Origin of the sequence: Pelomonas candidula, from assembly GCF_043555985.1 — a bacterium.
In the GTDB taxonomy this organism is placed as follows: Bacteria; Pseudomonadota; Gammaproteobacteria; order Burkholderiales; family Burkholderiaceae_C; genus Pelomonas; species Pelomonas candidula.
In genome coordinates this window covers 181,507-194,585 of record NZ_JBIGIC010000009.1, presented here as the reverse complement: position 1 = coordinate 194,585, position 13,079 = coordinate 181,507, and the positions used below count along the sequence as shown (strand labels likewise).

Annotated in this window: 16 protein-coding genes; 8 read left to right on the top strand and 8 right to left on the bottom strand. The window is 68.7% G+C overall.

Annotated elements, in window-relative coordinates:
* Positions 1-27: 27 nt before the first annotated feature.
* Both ACG04R_RS18540 and ACG04R_RS18535 read right to left on the bottom strand, forming a co-directional pair.
* Positions 28-990 (bottom strand): aldo/keto reductase, encoded by a 963-nt coding sequence (locus ACG04R_RS18540; protein WP_394414082.1) that lies wholly within the window; start codon positions 988-990, stop codon positions 28-30.
* Positions 987-1,766: a tetratricopeptide repeat protein gene (locus ACG04R_RS18535; RefSeq protein WP_394414078.1), complete on the bottom strand. Its 780-nt coding sequence runs from the start codon at positions 1,764-1,766 to the stop codon at positions 987-989. The genes ACG04R_RS18540 and ACG04R_RS18535 overlap by 4 nt, the downstream gene beginning before the upstream one ends.
* Positions 1,767-1,924: 158 nt before the next feature.
* On the opposite strand from ACG04R_RS18535, the gene ACG04R_RS18530 reads away from it, so the two are divergent.
* Positions 1,925-2,245: a polyhydroxyalkanoic acid system family protein gene (locus ACG04R_RS18530; protein WP_394414076.1), complete on the top strand. Its 321-nt coding sequence runs from the start codon at positions 1,925-1,927 to the stop codon at positions 2,243-2,245.
* Positions 2,246-2,277: 32 nt separating this feature from the next.
* On the opposite strand, the gene ACG04R_RS18525 is transcribed toward ACG04R_RS18530, so the two are convergent.
* Positions 2,278-2,529, bottom strand: coding sequence for an acyl-CoA-binding protein (locus tag ACG04R_RS18525; RefSeq protein ID WP_394414073.1), 252 nt, complete (start codon positions 2,527-2,529; stop codon positions 2,278-2,280).
* A 97-nt stretch (positions 2,530-2,626) separates the two neighbouring features.
* Between ACG04R_RS18525 and ACG04R_RS18520 the strand changes: the two genes are divergently transcribed.
* Entirely contained in the window at positions 2,627-4,066 is a 1,440-nt protein-coding gene (locus ACG04R_RS18520; protein ID WP_394414071.1) for a wax ester/triacylglycerol synthase family O-acyltransferase, read from the top strand.
* A gap of 19 nt (positions 4,067-4,085) precedes the next feature.
* Here the strand turns inward: ACG04R_RS18520 and ACG04R_RS18515 are convergent, their stop codons facing one another.
* The 4 genes from ACG04R_RS18515 to ACG04R_RS18500 all read right to left on the bottom strand — a co-directional run bounded on the left by ACG04R_RS18515 (position 4,086) and on the right by ACG04R_RS18500 (position 6,538).
* On the bottom strand, positions 4,086-4,436 hold the full coding sequence (locus ACG04R_RS18515) for a hypothetical protein (RefSeq protein WP_394414068.1): 351 nt from the start codon (positions 4,434-4,436) through the stop codon (positions 4,086-4,088).
* 126 nt (positions 4,437-4,562) lie between these two features.
* A complete protein-coding gene (locus ACG04R_RS18510; RefSeq protein ID WP_394414065.1) occupies positions 4,563-4,904 on the bottom strand; it encodes a hypothetical protein in 342 nt (113 codons plus the stop codon).
* 176 nt (positions 4,905-5,080) lie between these two features.
* The gene (locus ACG04R_RS18505) at positions 5,081-5,854 is read right to left on the bottom strand and encodes a tetratricopeptide repeat protein (RefSeq protein ID WP_394414062.1); all 774 of its coding nucleotides are present in this window, start codon (positions 5,852-5,854) and stop codon (positions 5,081-5,083) included.
* 12 nt (positions 5,855-5,866) lie between these two features.
* Positions 5,867-6,538 (bottom strand): TetR/AcrR family transcriptional regulator, encoded by a 672-nt coding sequence (locus tag ACG04R_RS18500; RefSeq protein WP_394414059.1) that lies wholly within the window; start codon positions 6,536-6,538, stop codon positions 5,867-5,869.
* A 61-nt stretch (positions 6,539-6,599) separates the two neighbouring features.
* On the opposite strand from ACG04R_RS18500, the gene ACG04R_RS18495 reads away from it, so the two are divergent.
* The 5 genes from ACG04R_RS18495 to hisD all read left to right on the top strand — a co-directional run bounded on the left by ACG04R_RS18495 (position 6,600) and on the right by hisD (position 10,646).
* Entirely contained in the window at positions 6,600-7,523 is a 924-nt protein-coding gene (locus ACG04R_RS18495) for an ABC transporter ATP-binding protein (protein WP_394414056.1), read from the top strand.
* On the top strand, positions 7,520-8,275 hold the full coding sequence (locus ACG04R_RS18490) for an ABC transporter permease (protein WP_394414053.1): 756 nt from the start codon (positions 7,520-7,522) through the stop codon (positions 8,273-8,275). The genes ACG04R_RS18495 and ACG04R_RS18490 overlap by 4 nt, the downstream gene beginning before the upstream one ends.
* Positions 8,276-8,434: 159 nt before the next feature.
* Positions 8,435-8,674 carry a BolA family protein gene (locus ACG04R_RS18485; protein WP_394414050.1) on the top strand — a complete coding sequence of 80 codons (240 nt, stop codon included), beginning with the start codon at positions 8,435-8,437 and terminating at the stop codon, positions 8,672-8,674.
* On the top strand, positions 8,671-9,342 hold the full coding sequence (gene hisG, locus ACG04R_RS18480; protein ID WP_394414047.1) for an ATP phosphoribosyltransferase: 672 nt from the start codon (positions 8,671-8,673) through the stop codon (positions 9,340-9,342). Before ACG04R_RS18485 ends, hisG begins: the two co-directional genes overlap by 4 nt.
* Positions 9,339-10,646: a histidinol dehydrogenase gene (hisD, locus tag ACG04R_RS18475; protein ID WP_394414044.1), complete on the top strand. Its 1,308-nt coding sequence runs from the start codon at positions 9,339-9,341 to the stop codon at positions 10,644-10,646. Before hisG ends, hisD begins: the two co-directional genes overlap by 4 nt.
* Before the next feature lie 167 nt (positions 10,647-10,813).
* Here hisD and ACG04R_RS18470 read toward each other — a convergent pair whose 3' ends face one another.
* Complete coding sequence (locus ACG04R_RS18470; RefSeq protein ID WP_394414041.1) at positions 10,814-12,112, bottom strand: GNAT family N-acetyltransferase; 1,299 nt, start codon at positions 12,110-12,112, stop codon at positions 10,814-10,816.
* An 88-nt stretch (positions 12,113-12,200) separates the two neighbouring features.
* On the opposite strand from ACG04R_RS18470, the gene ACG04R_RS18465 reads away from it, so the two are divergent.
* Complete coding sequence (locus ACG04R_RS18465; RefSeq protein WP_394414038.1) at positions 12,201-13,055, top strand: substrate-binding periplasmic protein; 855 nt, start codon at positions 12,201-12,203, stop codon at positions 13,053-13,055.
* Positions 13,056-13,079 lie beyond the last annotated feature (24 nt).

Here is a 13,079-nt window from a genome sequence, read left to right as displayed (position 1 = left end):
ATATGCTCTCTTGTGAGGTCCGGTGATTCAGGGCAGCGCCTGCCCCCGCGTCGCCACATACAGCCGGTACCACTCTTCCCGGCTCAGCTGAATCCTCGTCGCGTCGCCGCACGCGCGAATCCGTTCCGCATTGCCGCTGCCGATGACGGGCTGGATGCCCGCCGGGTGACGCAGCAGCCAGGCCAGCAGCACGGCGTTGACCGTCGTGCGGTGGGCCTCGGCGATCTCATGCACGGCCTTGGCGGCGGCTGAAGCGGAAGGATCGTTGAACCGCCCCTGCGCCAGCGAGCCCCAGGCCTGCAGCTGCACGCCGTGCTGCTGCGCGTACTCCAGCGTGCCGGCCCAGGCGATGCCGCCGGGGCGCGTCGTGGCCTGCGGGTCGTTGAAGGTGGTGCCTGCGTCGATGGCGTCCAGCTTGGCCAGGCTGATCTCCAACTGGTTGGCGACCAGCGGCTCGCGGAGTGCCGACTGCAGCCAGCGCATCTGCCCCGCGTGCATGTTGGACACGCCCAGGTGGCCCACCTTGCCGGCGGCCTTGAGCCGGCCGAAGGCGTGGGCGATCTCGGCCGGCTGCATCAGCGGGTCGGGGCGGTGCAGCAGCAGGATGTCGATGTGTTCGACAGCCAGGCGTTTCAGGATGCCGTCGACGCTGGCCTCGATGTAGTCGGCGCTCAGGTCGTAGCGGCCGGGCGCCGTGTCGTCGGCGAAGCGGATGCCGCACTTGCTCTGCAGCCGCACCTTGGCGCGCAGGCCGGCATCGCGCTTCAGCAGTTCACCGAAGACGGTCTCGGCCTTGCCGCGGCGGTAGATGTCGGCGTGGTCGAACAGCTTGATGCCGATGGCCAGCGCCGCCTCGACGGCTTCGTGCGCGTGGGCGACGTCGGCCTCGGTGACGGGGCCATCGCCCCAGTCGCCGCCCAGGGCCATGCAGCCGTAGACGAGGGGACCAGCGTCGCGGAGGTGAGAGGTCAGGGGCAGCGGAAAGCTCATGTCGGGCCGATGGAGGTGGGGCCGGCATCATGCGCCAGCCCACGGCGTCGGCGTTGGCGCCAGCCGCACTGCTCGACCACGGCGCCGACGACCGCGGCGGTGACGAGCTTCAGCCCGGCCAGCCGATGTCGCCAGGCGGGCTGCGGCGTGTGCTGCCCGGCACGCCGGCGCGGGCGGCGCACGAGGTCGTTGACCAGCGTGATCTCCCGTTGCCGCTCGTCCAGCAGGCGGGCCAGGTCGGTGCCGGCCTCGAAGCGTCGGGCGAGGTCGCGCACGGCATCCAGCTCGCGCTGGTGGATCAGCAGGCCGGGCGCTTTCAGCGGGCTGCCCAGTGCCCGGGCGCGCATGAAAAGGGCCTTGGCGGCGAGGTGGTCGGGCTGGCAACCCCAGCCGGCGTCCAGGCAGCTGGCGAGGTTGAACGTGGCGTCGGCGTGGCCGGTGGCCGCGGCTTCGGTGTAGAGGGCCACGCCGCGTGCGGGGTCGGCGGCGCCACCCCAGCCGGCGACGAGCGCGCGGCCGAGGTTGAACCTGGCCGTCAGGCTGCCGTCGGCGGCGGCGCGTTCCAGGCGCTGGCGCGCCTGCACCGGGTCGCGCGGCAGGCCCAGGCCTTCGAGCTGGCAGAAGGCGAGCATGGCCAGGCCTTCGACGCTGCCCGTGTCGGCCGCCACGCGGAACCAGTAGACCGCCTGTTCATGGTCCGGCTCGGCGGCGTGAAAGTGCGCCAGGCCCTCGGCGAGCGGGTCGAGGCTGGGCGGGTCGGGGTCGACGTGGGGCATGGTTCCTCCCTGGACGGCGGCTGGCTTTGGACGCCAGGCTTTTCGCCGCGGAAGTATGCGTGCAAACGTGCGGGCAGGTGTGACGGGCGGTCAACAGGATGACAGCGGCGGCGGCGGTCTCGCTTAGAGTGCGGCGCACGACATCGAGGAGAGCCACCGTGGCCGAGATCCGCATTCACCGAGACCACGACCTGGGCCTGAAGAAGGCGCGCGAGATTGCCTGGAAGTGGGCCGAGCAGGTCGAAGAGAAGTTCGACATGGAATGCACCGTGCACGAGGGCGACGACGAGGACACCGTCGAGTTCACGCGCTCCGGCGTGAAGGGCGAGCTGACCGTCACCGCGAACAGCTTCGACCTGGTCGCGCAGCTGGGCTTCCTGCTCGGCGCGTTCAAGTCCACGATCGAGGGCGAGGTCCAGAAGGAGCTGGACGCGCTGCTGGCCGCGAAGAAGTCGCCGGGCAAGAAAAAACCGGCCTGAGGGCCGGCTCTTCGGAAGCGCCAGGGGGGCGCCTACTTCAGCGATTCGATCAGGTCGATGTACTGTTGCTGGGCTTCGTCCTGCGACGTGCCCTTCAGTTCGTTCCACGCATCCCACTTCGCGCGGCCGACCATGTCGGTGAAGCCGGGGCGCTTGCCGTCCACGTCACCGGCGCTGCCCTGCTTGTAGAGGGCGTAGATCTTCAGCAGCGTCATGTTGTCGGGCCGCTCGGGCAGGTTCTTCGAATCGGCGACGGCGGCTTCGAATTGGTCTTTCAGGCTCACGGGGTTCTCCAGGCTGAATCGGGGGCGTCGATCTGGTGACAATCGACCGACGGGCTGCCGAGTTTAGGGCTGGCCAATAACGATCCCGAGGAGACGCATGGGCCCCAGCAGCGAACGCATGTCCAAGGTGGATACCGCCTGGCTGCGCATGGATACCGAGGCCAACCTGATGATGATCGTGGGGGTCTGGTCCATCCGCCCCGGCATCACGCTGGCTGCCTTGCGCGAGCGCGTGGCCGAGCGGCTGCTGCAGTACCCGCGCTTCCGGCAGAAGGTGGTCGAGGACTCGCTGGTCGGCGCGCAGTGGGTGGCCGACAGGGACTTCGACATCGCCCGCCACGTCGTCGCCGAAGTGCCGCTGCCACTGCGTGGCCAGAGCAACGACGAGGTGCTGCGCCAGCGCGTCGCGCAGCTGTGCTCGCAGCCGCTGGACCCGGCCCATCCGCTGTGGCAGATGCAGCTCATCGAGGACATGGGCGATGGCAGCAGCGCGCTGATCTGCCGCATCCACCACTGCATCGCCGACGGCATCGCGTTGATCGCCGTCATGCTGTCCATCACCGACGGCGGCAAGGCACCGCCCCAGCGGAAGGCCCCCGAGGTCGAGTCGCCTCACGAGACGGACTGGCTGCTCGACGCCTTCCTGCGGCCGATGACCAACATGACCGTCAAGGCCATCGGCTTGACCGGCAAGGGCGTGGCCAAGGGCATGGACTTCGCGATGAGCGGCCACACGCCGGTGGACTCGTCGCTGGAAATGGCGCGCCTGGGCTACCAGGCCGTGTCCGACGTGGCAGCGTTCGCGCTGATGCCCGATGACTCGCACACACGGCTCAAGGGCAAGCCTGGCGCGACGAAGACCGTGGCCTGGGACGACAGCCTGGCGCTGGACGAGGTAAAGGCCGTCGGCCGTGCGCTGGGCGCGTCCATCAACGACGTGCTGCTGGCTTGCGCGGCGGGCGCCATCGGCCGCTACCTGGCCGACCGCGGCGAGGACCCGGCCGGCAAGGAGATCCGGGCGATGGTGCCGGTCAACCTGCGCCCTCTGGAGCAGGCATGGCAACTGGGCAACCGCTTCGGCCTCGTGCCGCTGGTGCTGCCCATCGGCATCGCCAACCCGGTCGAGCGGCTGTTCGCCGTGCGGGCGCGCATGAACGAACTGAAGGGCAGCTTCCAGCCGGTGATGGCCTTCGGGTTGCTGTCGGTCGCGGGCCTGCTCATCAAGCCCGTGCAGCACGCGATGCTCAACATCTTCGCGAAGAAGGCGACGGCCGTCATGACCAATGTGCCCGGCCCTGCCGAGGCGCTGAAGTTCTGCGGCTCCACGGTGGAGAAGGTGATGTTCTGGGTGCCGCAGTCCGGCGACATCGGCATGGGCGTCAGCATCCTGACCTACGCCGGCCGCGTGCAGTTCGGCCTCATCACCGACGCCGGCCTGTGCCCCGACCCCGAGGCCATCATCGCGAACTTCGCGCCGGAGTTCGAGAAGCTGCTGCTGCTCTCGCTGATGATGCCTTGGGGACGGGACGCGGCCTGACGCCGCTCGCCTTGCCCGCCTATTTCGGCTTGGTCGCCGAAGCCGCCGAGCCCGGCTTCTTGGCCTTGTCCTTCTTCTTGCCGGCGGCGGTCGGGTAGGCCATCGTCACCGTGGCCGGGTCGGCCTTTTCGAGGTAAGCGGCGTACTGCGATTCGTCGCAGGGCTTGGCGTCGTTGTAGTAGCGGTTGTCGCCTTTGTAGCGTTCGCCGGTGAAGGGCTGGCTGCCGTCCGGGTAGTAGGCGATGTGGCTGGCGTAGCTCTGAGCGCACCCGTCGCGCAGCGTGGCCTGGGCAAAGTCCGCAGGCGTGCTGGCGGCAGAGGCGGGGAGGGCGATCACCAGGGCTGCAAGGGCTGCTGCATGGGATCTCATGGCTGACCTCCTGACTGCTAGGGGCCGTTGGAGATTACGCCGATGCCGGCGCGATTGCATGTCGCGCCGCACCAAAAACAAAGGCGCTCCGAGGAGCGCCTTGATGTTGCCGGCAGACCGCGAGGATCAGAGGCGGAAGGGTTCGGCCTTCTTCTTGGCGGTGGGGCGGCCGGCGGCGGTCGGGTAGGCGGACATCACCTTGGCCGGGTCGGCCTTGGTGTCCAGGTAGGCGGCGTACTGGTCGTTCGTGCAGGGCAGCAGCTTGCCCGGCTTGGCTTCGCCCTTGAGCTTGCCGCCGGAGTAGACGAACTGGTATTCGTTGGCGGCGACCGGCGACGTGATGCTGCTGGTGGCTTCGTAGCTCTTGGCGCATTCGGCGCGCAGCTCCGCCTGCTCGGGCGTGGCGTTGTTAGCGGCCTGGGCGGCGAAGACGGTCACGACGGCGAAAGCAGGAATCAGGAACTTCATGGCGCTTGTCTCGTTGAGGGGGTTGGGTATGGAGCGAAGCTTACGTCGCCACATGTGGACGCGCACCCCCGGAACTACGGGTGCGCGGATCGTGAACTGCGTCACGGGTCGTCTGGCGTCTCGTGACTTATGACCGCTTCCTGCCCGGCTTCGGCCGGCGCGGTTGGGGGTTTTCCTTAGTCCTCGAGTTCTTCCTTGGCCAGCTCGATGTCGAGCTGTTCCATCGCGTCCATGGCCTCGCAGGCGGCAGCATCGGCGTAGAGCTGCTCGGCCTCCTTCATGCGCTTGTCGCCCTCCAGCATGACGAGGCCGTTGGCGCGCTCGATCATCGCGATGGCGCTGGTCGGGTTGAGCTTCAAGGCCTGCTCGAACATCTTCAGCCCGGTGGCCGTGTCGGCGCCCTGTGTGCGGCCGAGCAGCTTGCCGACCTTGTCAATGACCTCGGCGTGGAAGGCGCCCAGCGCGATGTGGGCGTCGGCATGCTTGGGCGCGAGGCTGATCGTCGTCTCCAGCGCTCCCTTGACCTTGGTGCCCAGGCCCTGCGCCAGCGCCTTGGCCACGCTGATACCCTGGCCGTAGCGGCCCAGCGCGTAGGCCTGCCAGTAGTAGGCGTTGGCGTTCTTCGGCTCCTCGCCCTGCTGCGCCTCGGCGCGCTCGGCGATCTCGAGGAACATCTCCAGCTTCACCTTCTCCTTCTTCTCGAGGTAGTTGGCGTAGATGCCCTGGGCCTTGTTGGCGACGGTGATGCCGGCGCCGCCCGCGGCGAGCCCGGCGTCGTAGGCGGCCTGGAACTCACCGGCGTGGAAATGGACCCAGGCCTGGACGACGGCGGCGTCCTTGGGGAAGGGCTCGGCGTCGCCGGCATGCAGGCGCGCCCAGTGCTTCTTCAGCGTGGCGGGCGTGTAGACGAAGGCGGCGTTGTCGTAGGGAAAGGCGGTCCACTTGGCCATCGCTTGTCTCCTTCAGGGATGTGATTGCTGTGACTGGTACTGGCCAGCGAGCTGGTAGAGGTGGTCCTTGGACGCGGGCTCGAGGTAGGGTAGCAGCAGGCTCAGCGCATGGAAGGCTCCGCGCATGAGGGCCGCGCCGGCGCGGTCGGGCTCCAGCGCATGGCGCGGGTCGCGCACGTACTCGTAGCTGAGCCAGTAGCTCACCACCACGACCATCGCGTTGGCCGTCGGCGCGGCCTCGCGCAGTTCCATCTTCAGCGCGCCGCCCAGGTGCAGGCCTGACAGCAGCTGGCGCATGGCCTGCTCCTTGGCGGCCAGCAGGGCCTGGAAATGCGTCTCCAGCTTGCGGTTCTTGAACAGCAGGTCGTTCAGGTCGCGGTACAGGAAGCGGTGCTTCCAGATCAGCTCGAACAGCATGTGGAAGAACAGCCACGCGTCCTCCACGTTGCGCACGTTGTCGGCGGCGGCCAGCAGTTCGCTCAACTCGGCCTCGTAGCGGCCGAACAGCGCGTTGACCAACTCGTCCTTGGCCGGGTAGTGGTAGTAGAGGTTGCCCGGGCTGATCTTCAGTTCCGCGGAGATCAGCGTCGTCGACACATTGGGTTCGCCGAAGGCATTGAAGAGGTCCAGCGTGACCTCCAGGATGCGCTCGGCGGTGCGGCGGGGACGTTTGGGCGTAGGCATCGCGGGGGATTCTGGCAGTGATCCGCGCGTAAAAAGGCCCGACTTTTAGAATCCCGTGCTTATGCCGAGCCCGACCTCATCGCCACCCGCCATCTCGTTCGAGAACGTCAAGAAGACTTACCGGGGAGGGCAGTTGAAGGCGCTGGACGGCGTCACGTTCGACATCCATGCCGGCGAATTCTTCGGCCTGCTGGGCCCCAACGGCGCCGGCAAGACGACGCTGATCAGCGTGCTCGCCGGCCTGGCCCGCGCCACCGAGGGCCGCGTGCGCGTGATGGGCCATGACGTCGTCGACGACTACGCCGCCGCCCGCAAGGCGCTGGGTGTCGTGCCTCAGGAGCTGGTGTTCGACCCGTTCTTCAGCGTGCGCGAGACGCTGCGCATCCAGAGCGGCTACTTCGGCGTGAAGAACAACGACGCCTGGATCGACGAGCTGCTGCACAACCTCGGCCTCACCGACAAGGCCAACGCCAACATGCGCCAGCTGTCGGGCGGCATGAAGCGCCGCGTGCTCGTCGCGCAGGCGCTGGTGCACCGCCCGCCCGTCATCGTGCTGGACGAGCCCACCGCCGGCGTGGATGTGGAGCTGCGGCAGACGCTGTGGCAGTTCATCGCCCGCCTCAACAAGGAAGGCCACACGGTGCTGCTGACGACGCACTACCTGGAAGAGGCGGAGGCACTGTGCCAGCGCATCGGCATGCTGAAGGCCGGCCGCATCGTCGCGCTGGACCGCACGTCGCAGCTGCTGGCGGGCACTGCGTCGACGATGCTGCGCTTCAAGACCGACGCGGCGCTGCCGCCGGACATTGCGGCGCGGGCCCGCGTGACGGGCCGCATCGTGCAGGTGACGGCGCATGACGCCGCCGAAGTCGAGACGACGCTGGCCGCGCTGCGCCAGGTTGGCTGCCCCATCGAAGACCTGGAGATCGGCCGCGCCGACCTGGAAGACGTGTTCCTCGAAATCATGAACGGAGCTGCGGCATGAACGGCGCCTCCACCCTCTTCAAGAAGGAAGTCCTGCGTTTCTGGAAGGTCGCCTTCCAGACCGTGGCCGCGCCGGTGCTGACGGCCGTCATGTACCTGCTGGTCTTCGGCCACACGCTGGAAGATCACGTGAAGGTCTACGACACGGTGGGCTACACGCAGTTCCTGATTCCCGGGCTGGTCATGATGAGCGTGCTGCAGAACGCCTTCGCGAACAGCTCGTCCAGCCTCATCCAGAGCAAGATCACCGGCAACCTCGTCTTCCTGCTGCTGACGCCGCTCTCCCCCTTGGCCTGGTTCGTCGCCTACGTCGGCGCTGCCGTCGTGCGCGGGCTGGCGGTGGGCGCGGGCGTGCTGCTGGTGACGGCCTGGTTCGCGCCGCCGGGGCTGGACAACATCCTGTGGGTGCTGGCCTTCACGGTGCTGGGCGCGGGCCTGATGGGCGCGCTGGGCCTGATCGCCGGGCTGTGGGCCGAGAAGTTCGATCAGATGGCCGCGTTCCAGAACTTCATCATCATGCCGATGACCTTCCTGTCCGGCGTGTTCTATTCGGTGCACTCGCTGCCCGGCTTCTGGCAAGGCGTCAGTCACCTGAACCCGTTCTTCTACATGATCGATGGCTTCCGCCGCGGCTTCTTCGGGGTCAGCGACGTGTCGCCGTGGATCAGCCTGGCGGTCGTGGCGAGCGCGTTCGTCGTGACGGCCGCGGTCGGGCTGTCGCTGCTGAAGAAGGGCTACAAGATCAGAAGCTGAGCCCATCCCCTACCGGCTTCGCCGGCCCCCTCAAGGGGGGCGCCGCTGGCGGCCCGGCAAAGCCGGTTCCGCGGCGGCCGCTTGATGGGATGCGAAGGGGCGCCAAAGGGGCAGCCCCTAAAATCTCGGGTTTCTCCCGAGCAAACTAGGACCGATTCAATGGCCGACCCGACCCCGCAAGAAGTGCGCGATTTCATTGCCGCAGGCCTGCCCTGCGCGCACCTGGAAGTCGAGGGCGACGGCCGCCACTTCTTCGCCACCATCGTGTCGGCGGAGTTCACGGGCCTGACGCGCATCAAGCGTCACCAGCGCGTCTATGCGGCTTTGGGCGAGCGCATGAAGGAGCAGATCCACGCGCTGTCCATGAAGACGCTGTCGCCCGAGGAGTGGACGCAATGAGCGCCGCCAACCAAGGCCTGACGCTGGCCCTGTCCAAGGGCCGCATCTTCGAGGAGACGCTGCCGCTGCTGCGCGCCGCCGGCATCGAGGTGCTGGAAGATCCGGAAACCTCGCGCAAGCTCATCCTGCCCACCAACCGTGACGGCGTGCGCGTCGTGCTGGTGCGTGCCAGCGATGTGCCCACCTATGTGCAGTACGGTGGCGCCGATCTTGGCGTGGCGGGTCGCGACGTGCTGCACGAGCAGGCGCTCGCACAAGGCGGCTCGCATGGCCTGTACCAGCCGCTGGACCTGAAGATCGCCCGCTGCCGCATGAGCGTCGCCACGCGCGCCGACTTCGACTACGCCGCCGCCGTCAAGCAGGGCTCGCGCCTCCGCGTCGCCACCAAGTACACCGAGATGGCCCGCCAGCATTTCGCCGACAAGGGCGTGCACGTGGATCTCATCAAGCTCTACGGCTCGATGGAGCTGGCGCCGCTGACGGGCCTGGCCGACGCCATCGTCGACCTTGTCTCCACCGGCGGCACGCTGCGCGCGAACAAGCTGGTCGAGGTCGAGCAGATCATGGACATCTCGTCCCGCCTGGTCGTCAACCAGGCTGCGCTGAAGTTGAAGCGCGACACCCTGCGCCCCCTCATCGACGCTTTCGCCTCCGCCGTCTCCGCATGACCCTCATCCGCCAACTCTCGACCACCGCTGCCGATTTCGCCACCGAATTCGAGCGCCTGCGCCATTGGTCGGCGGAGACGGATGCGGCCATCGAGGGCCGCGTTGCCGAGATCCTGGCCGATGTGCAGGCCCGTGGCGACGCCGCCGTGCTGGACTACACCAACCGCTTCGACCGCCTCAGCGCCGCCAGTGTCGCCGCGCTGGAGATCACGCAGGCCGAATTGCAGGCGGCGCTGGCGTACATCCCGGCCCCGCAGCGCGAGGCGCTGCAGGCCGCCGCGAAGCGCGTGCGGGCCTACCACGAGCGCCAGCTGGAGGCCTCGGGCCGCAGCTGGAGCTACCGTGACGAAGACGGCACCCTTCTGGGCCAGAAGGTCACGCCGCTGGACCGCGTCGGCATCTACGTGCCGGGCGGCAAGGCGGCCTACCCGAGCAGCGTGCTGATGAACGCCATCCCGGCCCATGTGGCTGGCGTGCCCGAGATCATCATGGTCGTGCCCACGCCGGACGGTGTGCGCAACCCGCTGGTGCTGGCGGCTGCGGCCGTGGCCGGCGTGCACCGGGTGTTCACGGTCGGTGGCGCGCAGGCCGTGGCCGCGCTGGCCTACGGCACGGTGACCATCCCGCGCGTCGACAAGATCACCGGCCCGGGCAACGCCTACGTGGCGTCGGCCAAGAAGCATGTGTTCGGCCAGGTCGGCATCGACATGATTGCCGGCCCCAGCGAAATCCTGGTCATCGCCGACGGCACCACGCCGCCGGACTGGGTGGCGATGGACCTGTTCAGCCAGGCGGAGCATGACGAGCTGGCGCAGAGCATCCTGCTCAGCCCCGACGCCGCCTTTCTCGACGCCGTGCGCGCCAGCCTCGACAAGCTGCTGCCCACGCTGCCGCGCGAGGCGGTCATCCGCGCGTCGCTGCAGGGCCGCGGCGCGCTGATCCACACGCGCTCGATGGAAGAGGCCTGCGAGATCAGCAACGCCATCGCGCCGGAGCATCTGGAGATCAGCGCCGCCGAGCCGCAGCGCTGGGAGCCGCTGCTGCGCCACGCCGGCGCGATCTTCATGGGCGCCTTCACGAGCGAGAGCCTCGGCGACTACTGCGCCGGCCCCAACCACGTGCTGCCCACGGCCAGCACGGCGCGCTTCTCTTCGCCGCTGGGGGTCTACGACTTCCAGAAACGCAGCAGCCTGATCGAGGTCAGCGAGCAGGGCGCCCAGGTGCTGGGTGGCATCGCGTCCGTGCTGGCGCACGGCGAGGGCCTGCAGGCCCATGCGCGTGCAGCCGAGTTGCGCTTGAAGTGAGCGGCGCACCCGTGTCTTCGCGCTTGTACGCGGGCCGAGTGCCGGGCCGCTCCCAAGCCGGCCCGCTCTGACGATAGGCTTGCCGGTCGATCCGGCAAGCATCGTCGTCCCCTTGGGGGACCGACCGGGGCGCCCGCGTCCAGCGTGGTGCACCGGGCGAGGGGCTCTCAGGCCACGGCCTTGAACGGGCTGCGTTCCGGCGGCTCGTCGTGCTCGGCCGTCTTGGTCAGCGCGGTGACGATCCAGTTCAGCGCCGACACGCGATGCCGCACAGCGCAGCTCAGCGGCTCGGGCTTGCAGCCCATCTTGGCCTTGGGCTCCAGCGCCGTGCGGCCCAGGCTCAGCCGGCTCGATCCGAAGGCGATCGCGTCCTGCACGGTCGACTGCAGCAGCGTCAGGTAGATCGGCGCATCGGCATTCGCCGCACGGTCGTAGCCGATGTAGTAGCCCAGCGTCGTATCGCCGTCGTGCACGCTGGTAACGAAGCCCACCCAGCGGCCATCGGCATGCTCGGCCACGCGGCAGCGAAAGCGCGCGCCTAAGGCGGCGGCCATCGCCGGCAGGTAGCGCGGCGACAGCGTCGCCAGCCTCAGGCCCTGGGCCTGGTGCACCTGGCCGTACAGCGCGTGCAGCTCGTCGGCGCGCGCGAGCATTTCCTCGGTCGTGGCATCGCGCAGCGTGAGGCTGGCTGCCGCGCAGTCCTTCAGCAGCTTCTTGGCGGCGCTGCGGTAGCCGGATGTCATGCTGGCGAGGTAGTCGTCCCAGCTTTTCCACTCGGGCCGCAGCGTCAGCACCATGTCGGGCTCGGTCTCCACGCTGCGGTAGCCCAGCAGGCGCAGCGACGGCGGCACGTCTTCGCCGGCCATGCCGAGGTCCTTGATCATGGCCAGGTCGGACTGGCCGCTGAGCTTGTCGGCGCGGCGCACGCGGTAGATGGCTTCGCAGACGGCATGCCACAGCTGGGCCTCGTCGGCGTGGGGCGCCAGTGCCATCGAGCGGGCGCCCCAGACGAGCAGGTTGCCGCACACCAGCAGGTGCTCGCGCAGGCCGGCGACCGGGTCGACGAGCTTCTTGCCGCCCGGCTTGCGCAGCTGCGCGCCGCCGACGCTGACGCGCTGCAGCAGCAGCGCCGCGACCGGCTCGCCGTCCGCGTAGGCCATCGCGTAGCGCGGCTCCAGGTTGGCCGGCGCGTGCGCCTCCAGCACGCGCAGGTAGTCGCGCGACAGGAAGACGGTCTGCGCTGCCAGTGCGTCCCAGTGCGCCGGGTTGACGAAGTCGATGCGGTCCGCCAGCACCAGCTGCAGGCCCGAGGCCGTGCGCCGCGCGACGCGCCTGGCCTTGATGTCGTGCAGCGTCTGCACGGGGTTGACCGGCTGTGGCTTCAGCTTGCCGAGCGCGCGTCCGGTGCGCTTGAGCTTGGCGACGGTGGCTTGCAGAGGCTTCTTGGCCAGGGGCGATATCGGCATCGAAGAACTGGTGGTGATGGGGAGCAAAGGCTACCCCAGCCGCGGGGGCAATTGAGAATGCTGGCGCTGCTTGGGCTACGCTGGCGCGATGCCGCTGCGCCGTCGCGAACTCTTGCTGTCCCCGGCCGCGCTCCCGCTGGCCGCTCACGCGGCGCCGCGCAGCCTGCGCATTCCTCACGTGTCGCCCAAGGCCGAGCTGGACCGGAGCTATGCCGCCGTGCTGCTGGAACAGGCGCTGGCTGCGGCTGGCATGCCGGTCGTGCTGGAGCCGACGCCGGAGCTGATCCCGCAGAACCGCGCATTGCAGGAGCTGGGCCGCCACCGACGTGTCGACGTGGTCTGGACGATGACCTCCGTCGAGCGCGAGCAGCAGGCGCTGCCGGTGCGCGTGCCGATCTTCAAGGGCTTGTTCGGCTGGCGGCTGCTGCTGGCCACGCCCGAGGTCGCCGAGCGCCTGCGTGGCGTGCAGACGCTGAACGAACTGCGCCCGTTCTCCATGGTGTCTGGCCACGAATGGCCGGACACCAGCATCCTGCAGGCCAATGGGTTGAACGTCATCGTCTCGCCCAGCTACGACGCAATGTTCAAGCAGTTGCGCCTGGGGCGCGCCGACGCCTTCCCGCGCTCGGTCGAGGAGATCTGGTGGGAGCTGGAGCGCTACGGGCAGGGCCTGGTCGTCGTGCCCAACCTGTGCCTGCACTATCCGGCGCCCGTGTACTACTTCGTCGCGCCCGACGACACCGTGCTGGCCCGCGCCATCGAGCTGGGCCTGCAGCGGCTGCGCGCCAGCGGCGCCATGGAGAAGCTCTTCCTGCAACACCTGGGCGACGACCTGGCCCGCGCCCGGCTCGGCACGCGCAAGGTCATCGAACTGCGCAACCCGCTGCTGTCGCCGCAGACGCCGCTCGATCAGCCCGAACTCTGGTTCAGACCTCAGGGTTAACGCGACACGAAGTTCGTGTAACAC

Bases quoted from the DNA above. Each gene is read 5' to 3' on its own strand.
- ACG04R_RS18540 (WP_394414082.1), bottom strand. From the start codon at position 990: ATGAGCTTTCCGCTGCCCCTGACCTCTCACCTCCGCGACGCTGGTCCC.
- ACG04R_RS18535 (WP_394414078.1), bottom strand. From the start codon at position 1,766: ATGCCCCACGTCGACCCCGACCCGCCCAGCCTCGACCCGCTCGCCGAG.
- ACG04R_RS18520 (WP_394414071.1), top strand. From the start codon at position 2,627: ATGGGCCCCAGCAGCGAACGCATGTCCAAGGTGGATACCGCCTGGCTG.
- ACG04R_RS18515 (WP_394414068.1), bottom strand. From the start codon at position 4,436: ATGAGATCCCATGCAGCAGCCCTTGCAGCCCTGGTGATCGCCCTCCCC.
- ACG04R_RS18510 (WP_394414065.1), bottom strand. From the start codon at position 4,904: ATGAAGTTCCTGATTCCTGCTTTCGCCGTCGTGACCGTCTTCGCCGCC.
- ACG04R_RS18505 (WP_394414062.1), bottom strand. From the start codon at position 5,854: ATGGCCAAGTGGACCGCCTTTCCCTACGACAACGCCGCCTTCGTCTAC.
- ACG04R_RS18500 (WP_394414059.1), bottom strand. From the start codon at position 6,538: ATGCCTACGCCCAAACGTCCCCGCCGCACCGCCGAGCGCATCCTGGAG.
- ACG04R_RS18495 (WP_394414056.1), top strand. From the start codon at position 6,600: ATGCCGAGCCCGACCTCATCGCCACCCGCCATCTCGTTCGAGAACGTC.
- ACG04R_RS18490 (WP_394414053.1), top strand. From the start codon at position 7,520: ATGAACGGCGCCTCCACCCTCTTCAAGAAGGAAGTCCTGCGTTTCTGG.
- ACG04R_RS18485 (WP_394414050.1), top strand. From the start codon at position 8,435: ATGGCCGACCCGACCCCGCAAGAAGTGCGCGATTTCATTGCCGCAGGC.
- hisG (WP_394414047.1), top strand. From the start codon at position 8,671: ATGAGCGCCGCCAACCAAGGCCTGACGCTGGCCCTGTCCAAGGGCCGC.
- hisD (WP_394414044.1), top strand. From the start codon at position 9,339: ATGACCCTCATCCGCCAACTCTCGACCACCGCTGCCGATTTCGCCACC.
- ACG04R_RS18470 (WP_394414041.1), bottom strand. From the start codon at position 12,112: ATGCCGATATCGCCCCTGGCCAAGAAGCCTCTGCAAGCCACCGTCGCC.
- ACG04R_RS18465 (WP_394414038.1), top strand. From the start codon at position 12,201: ATGCCGCTGCGCCGTCGCGAACTCTTGCTGTCCCCGGCCGCGCTCCCG.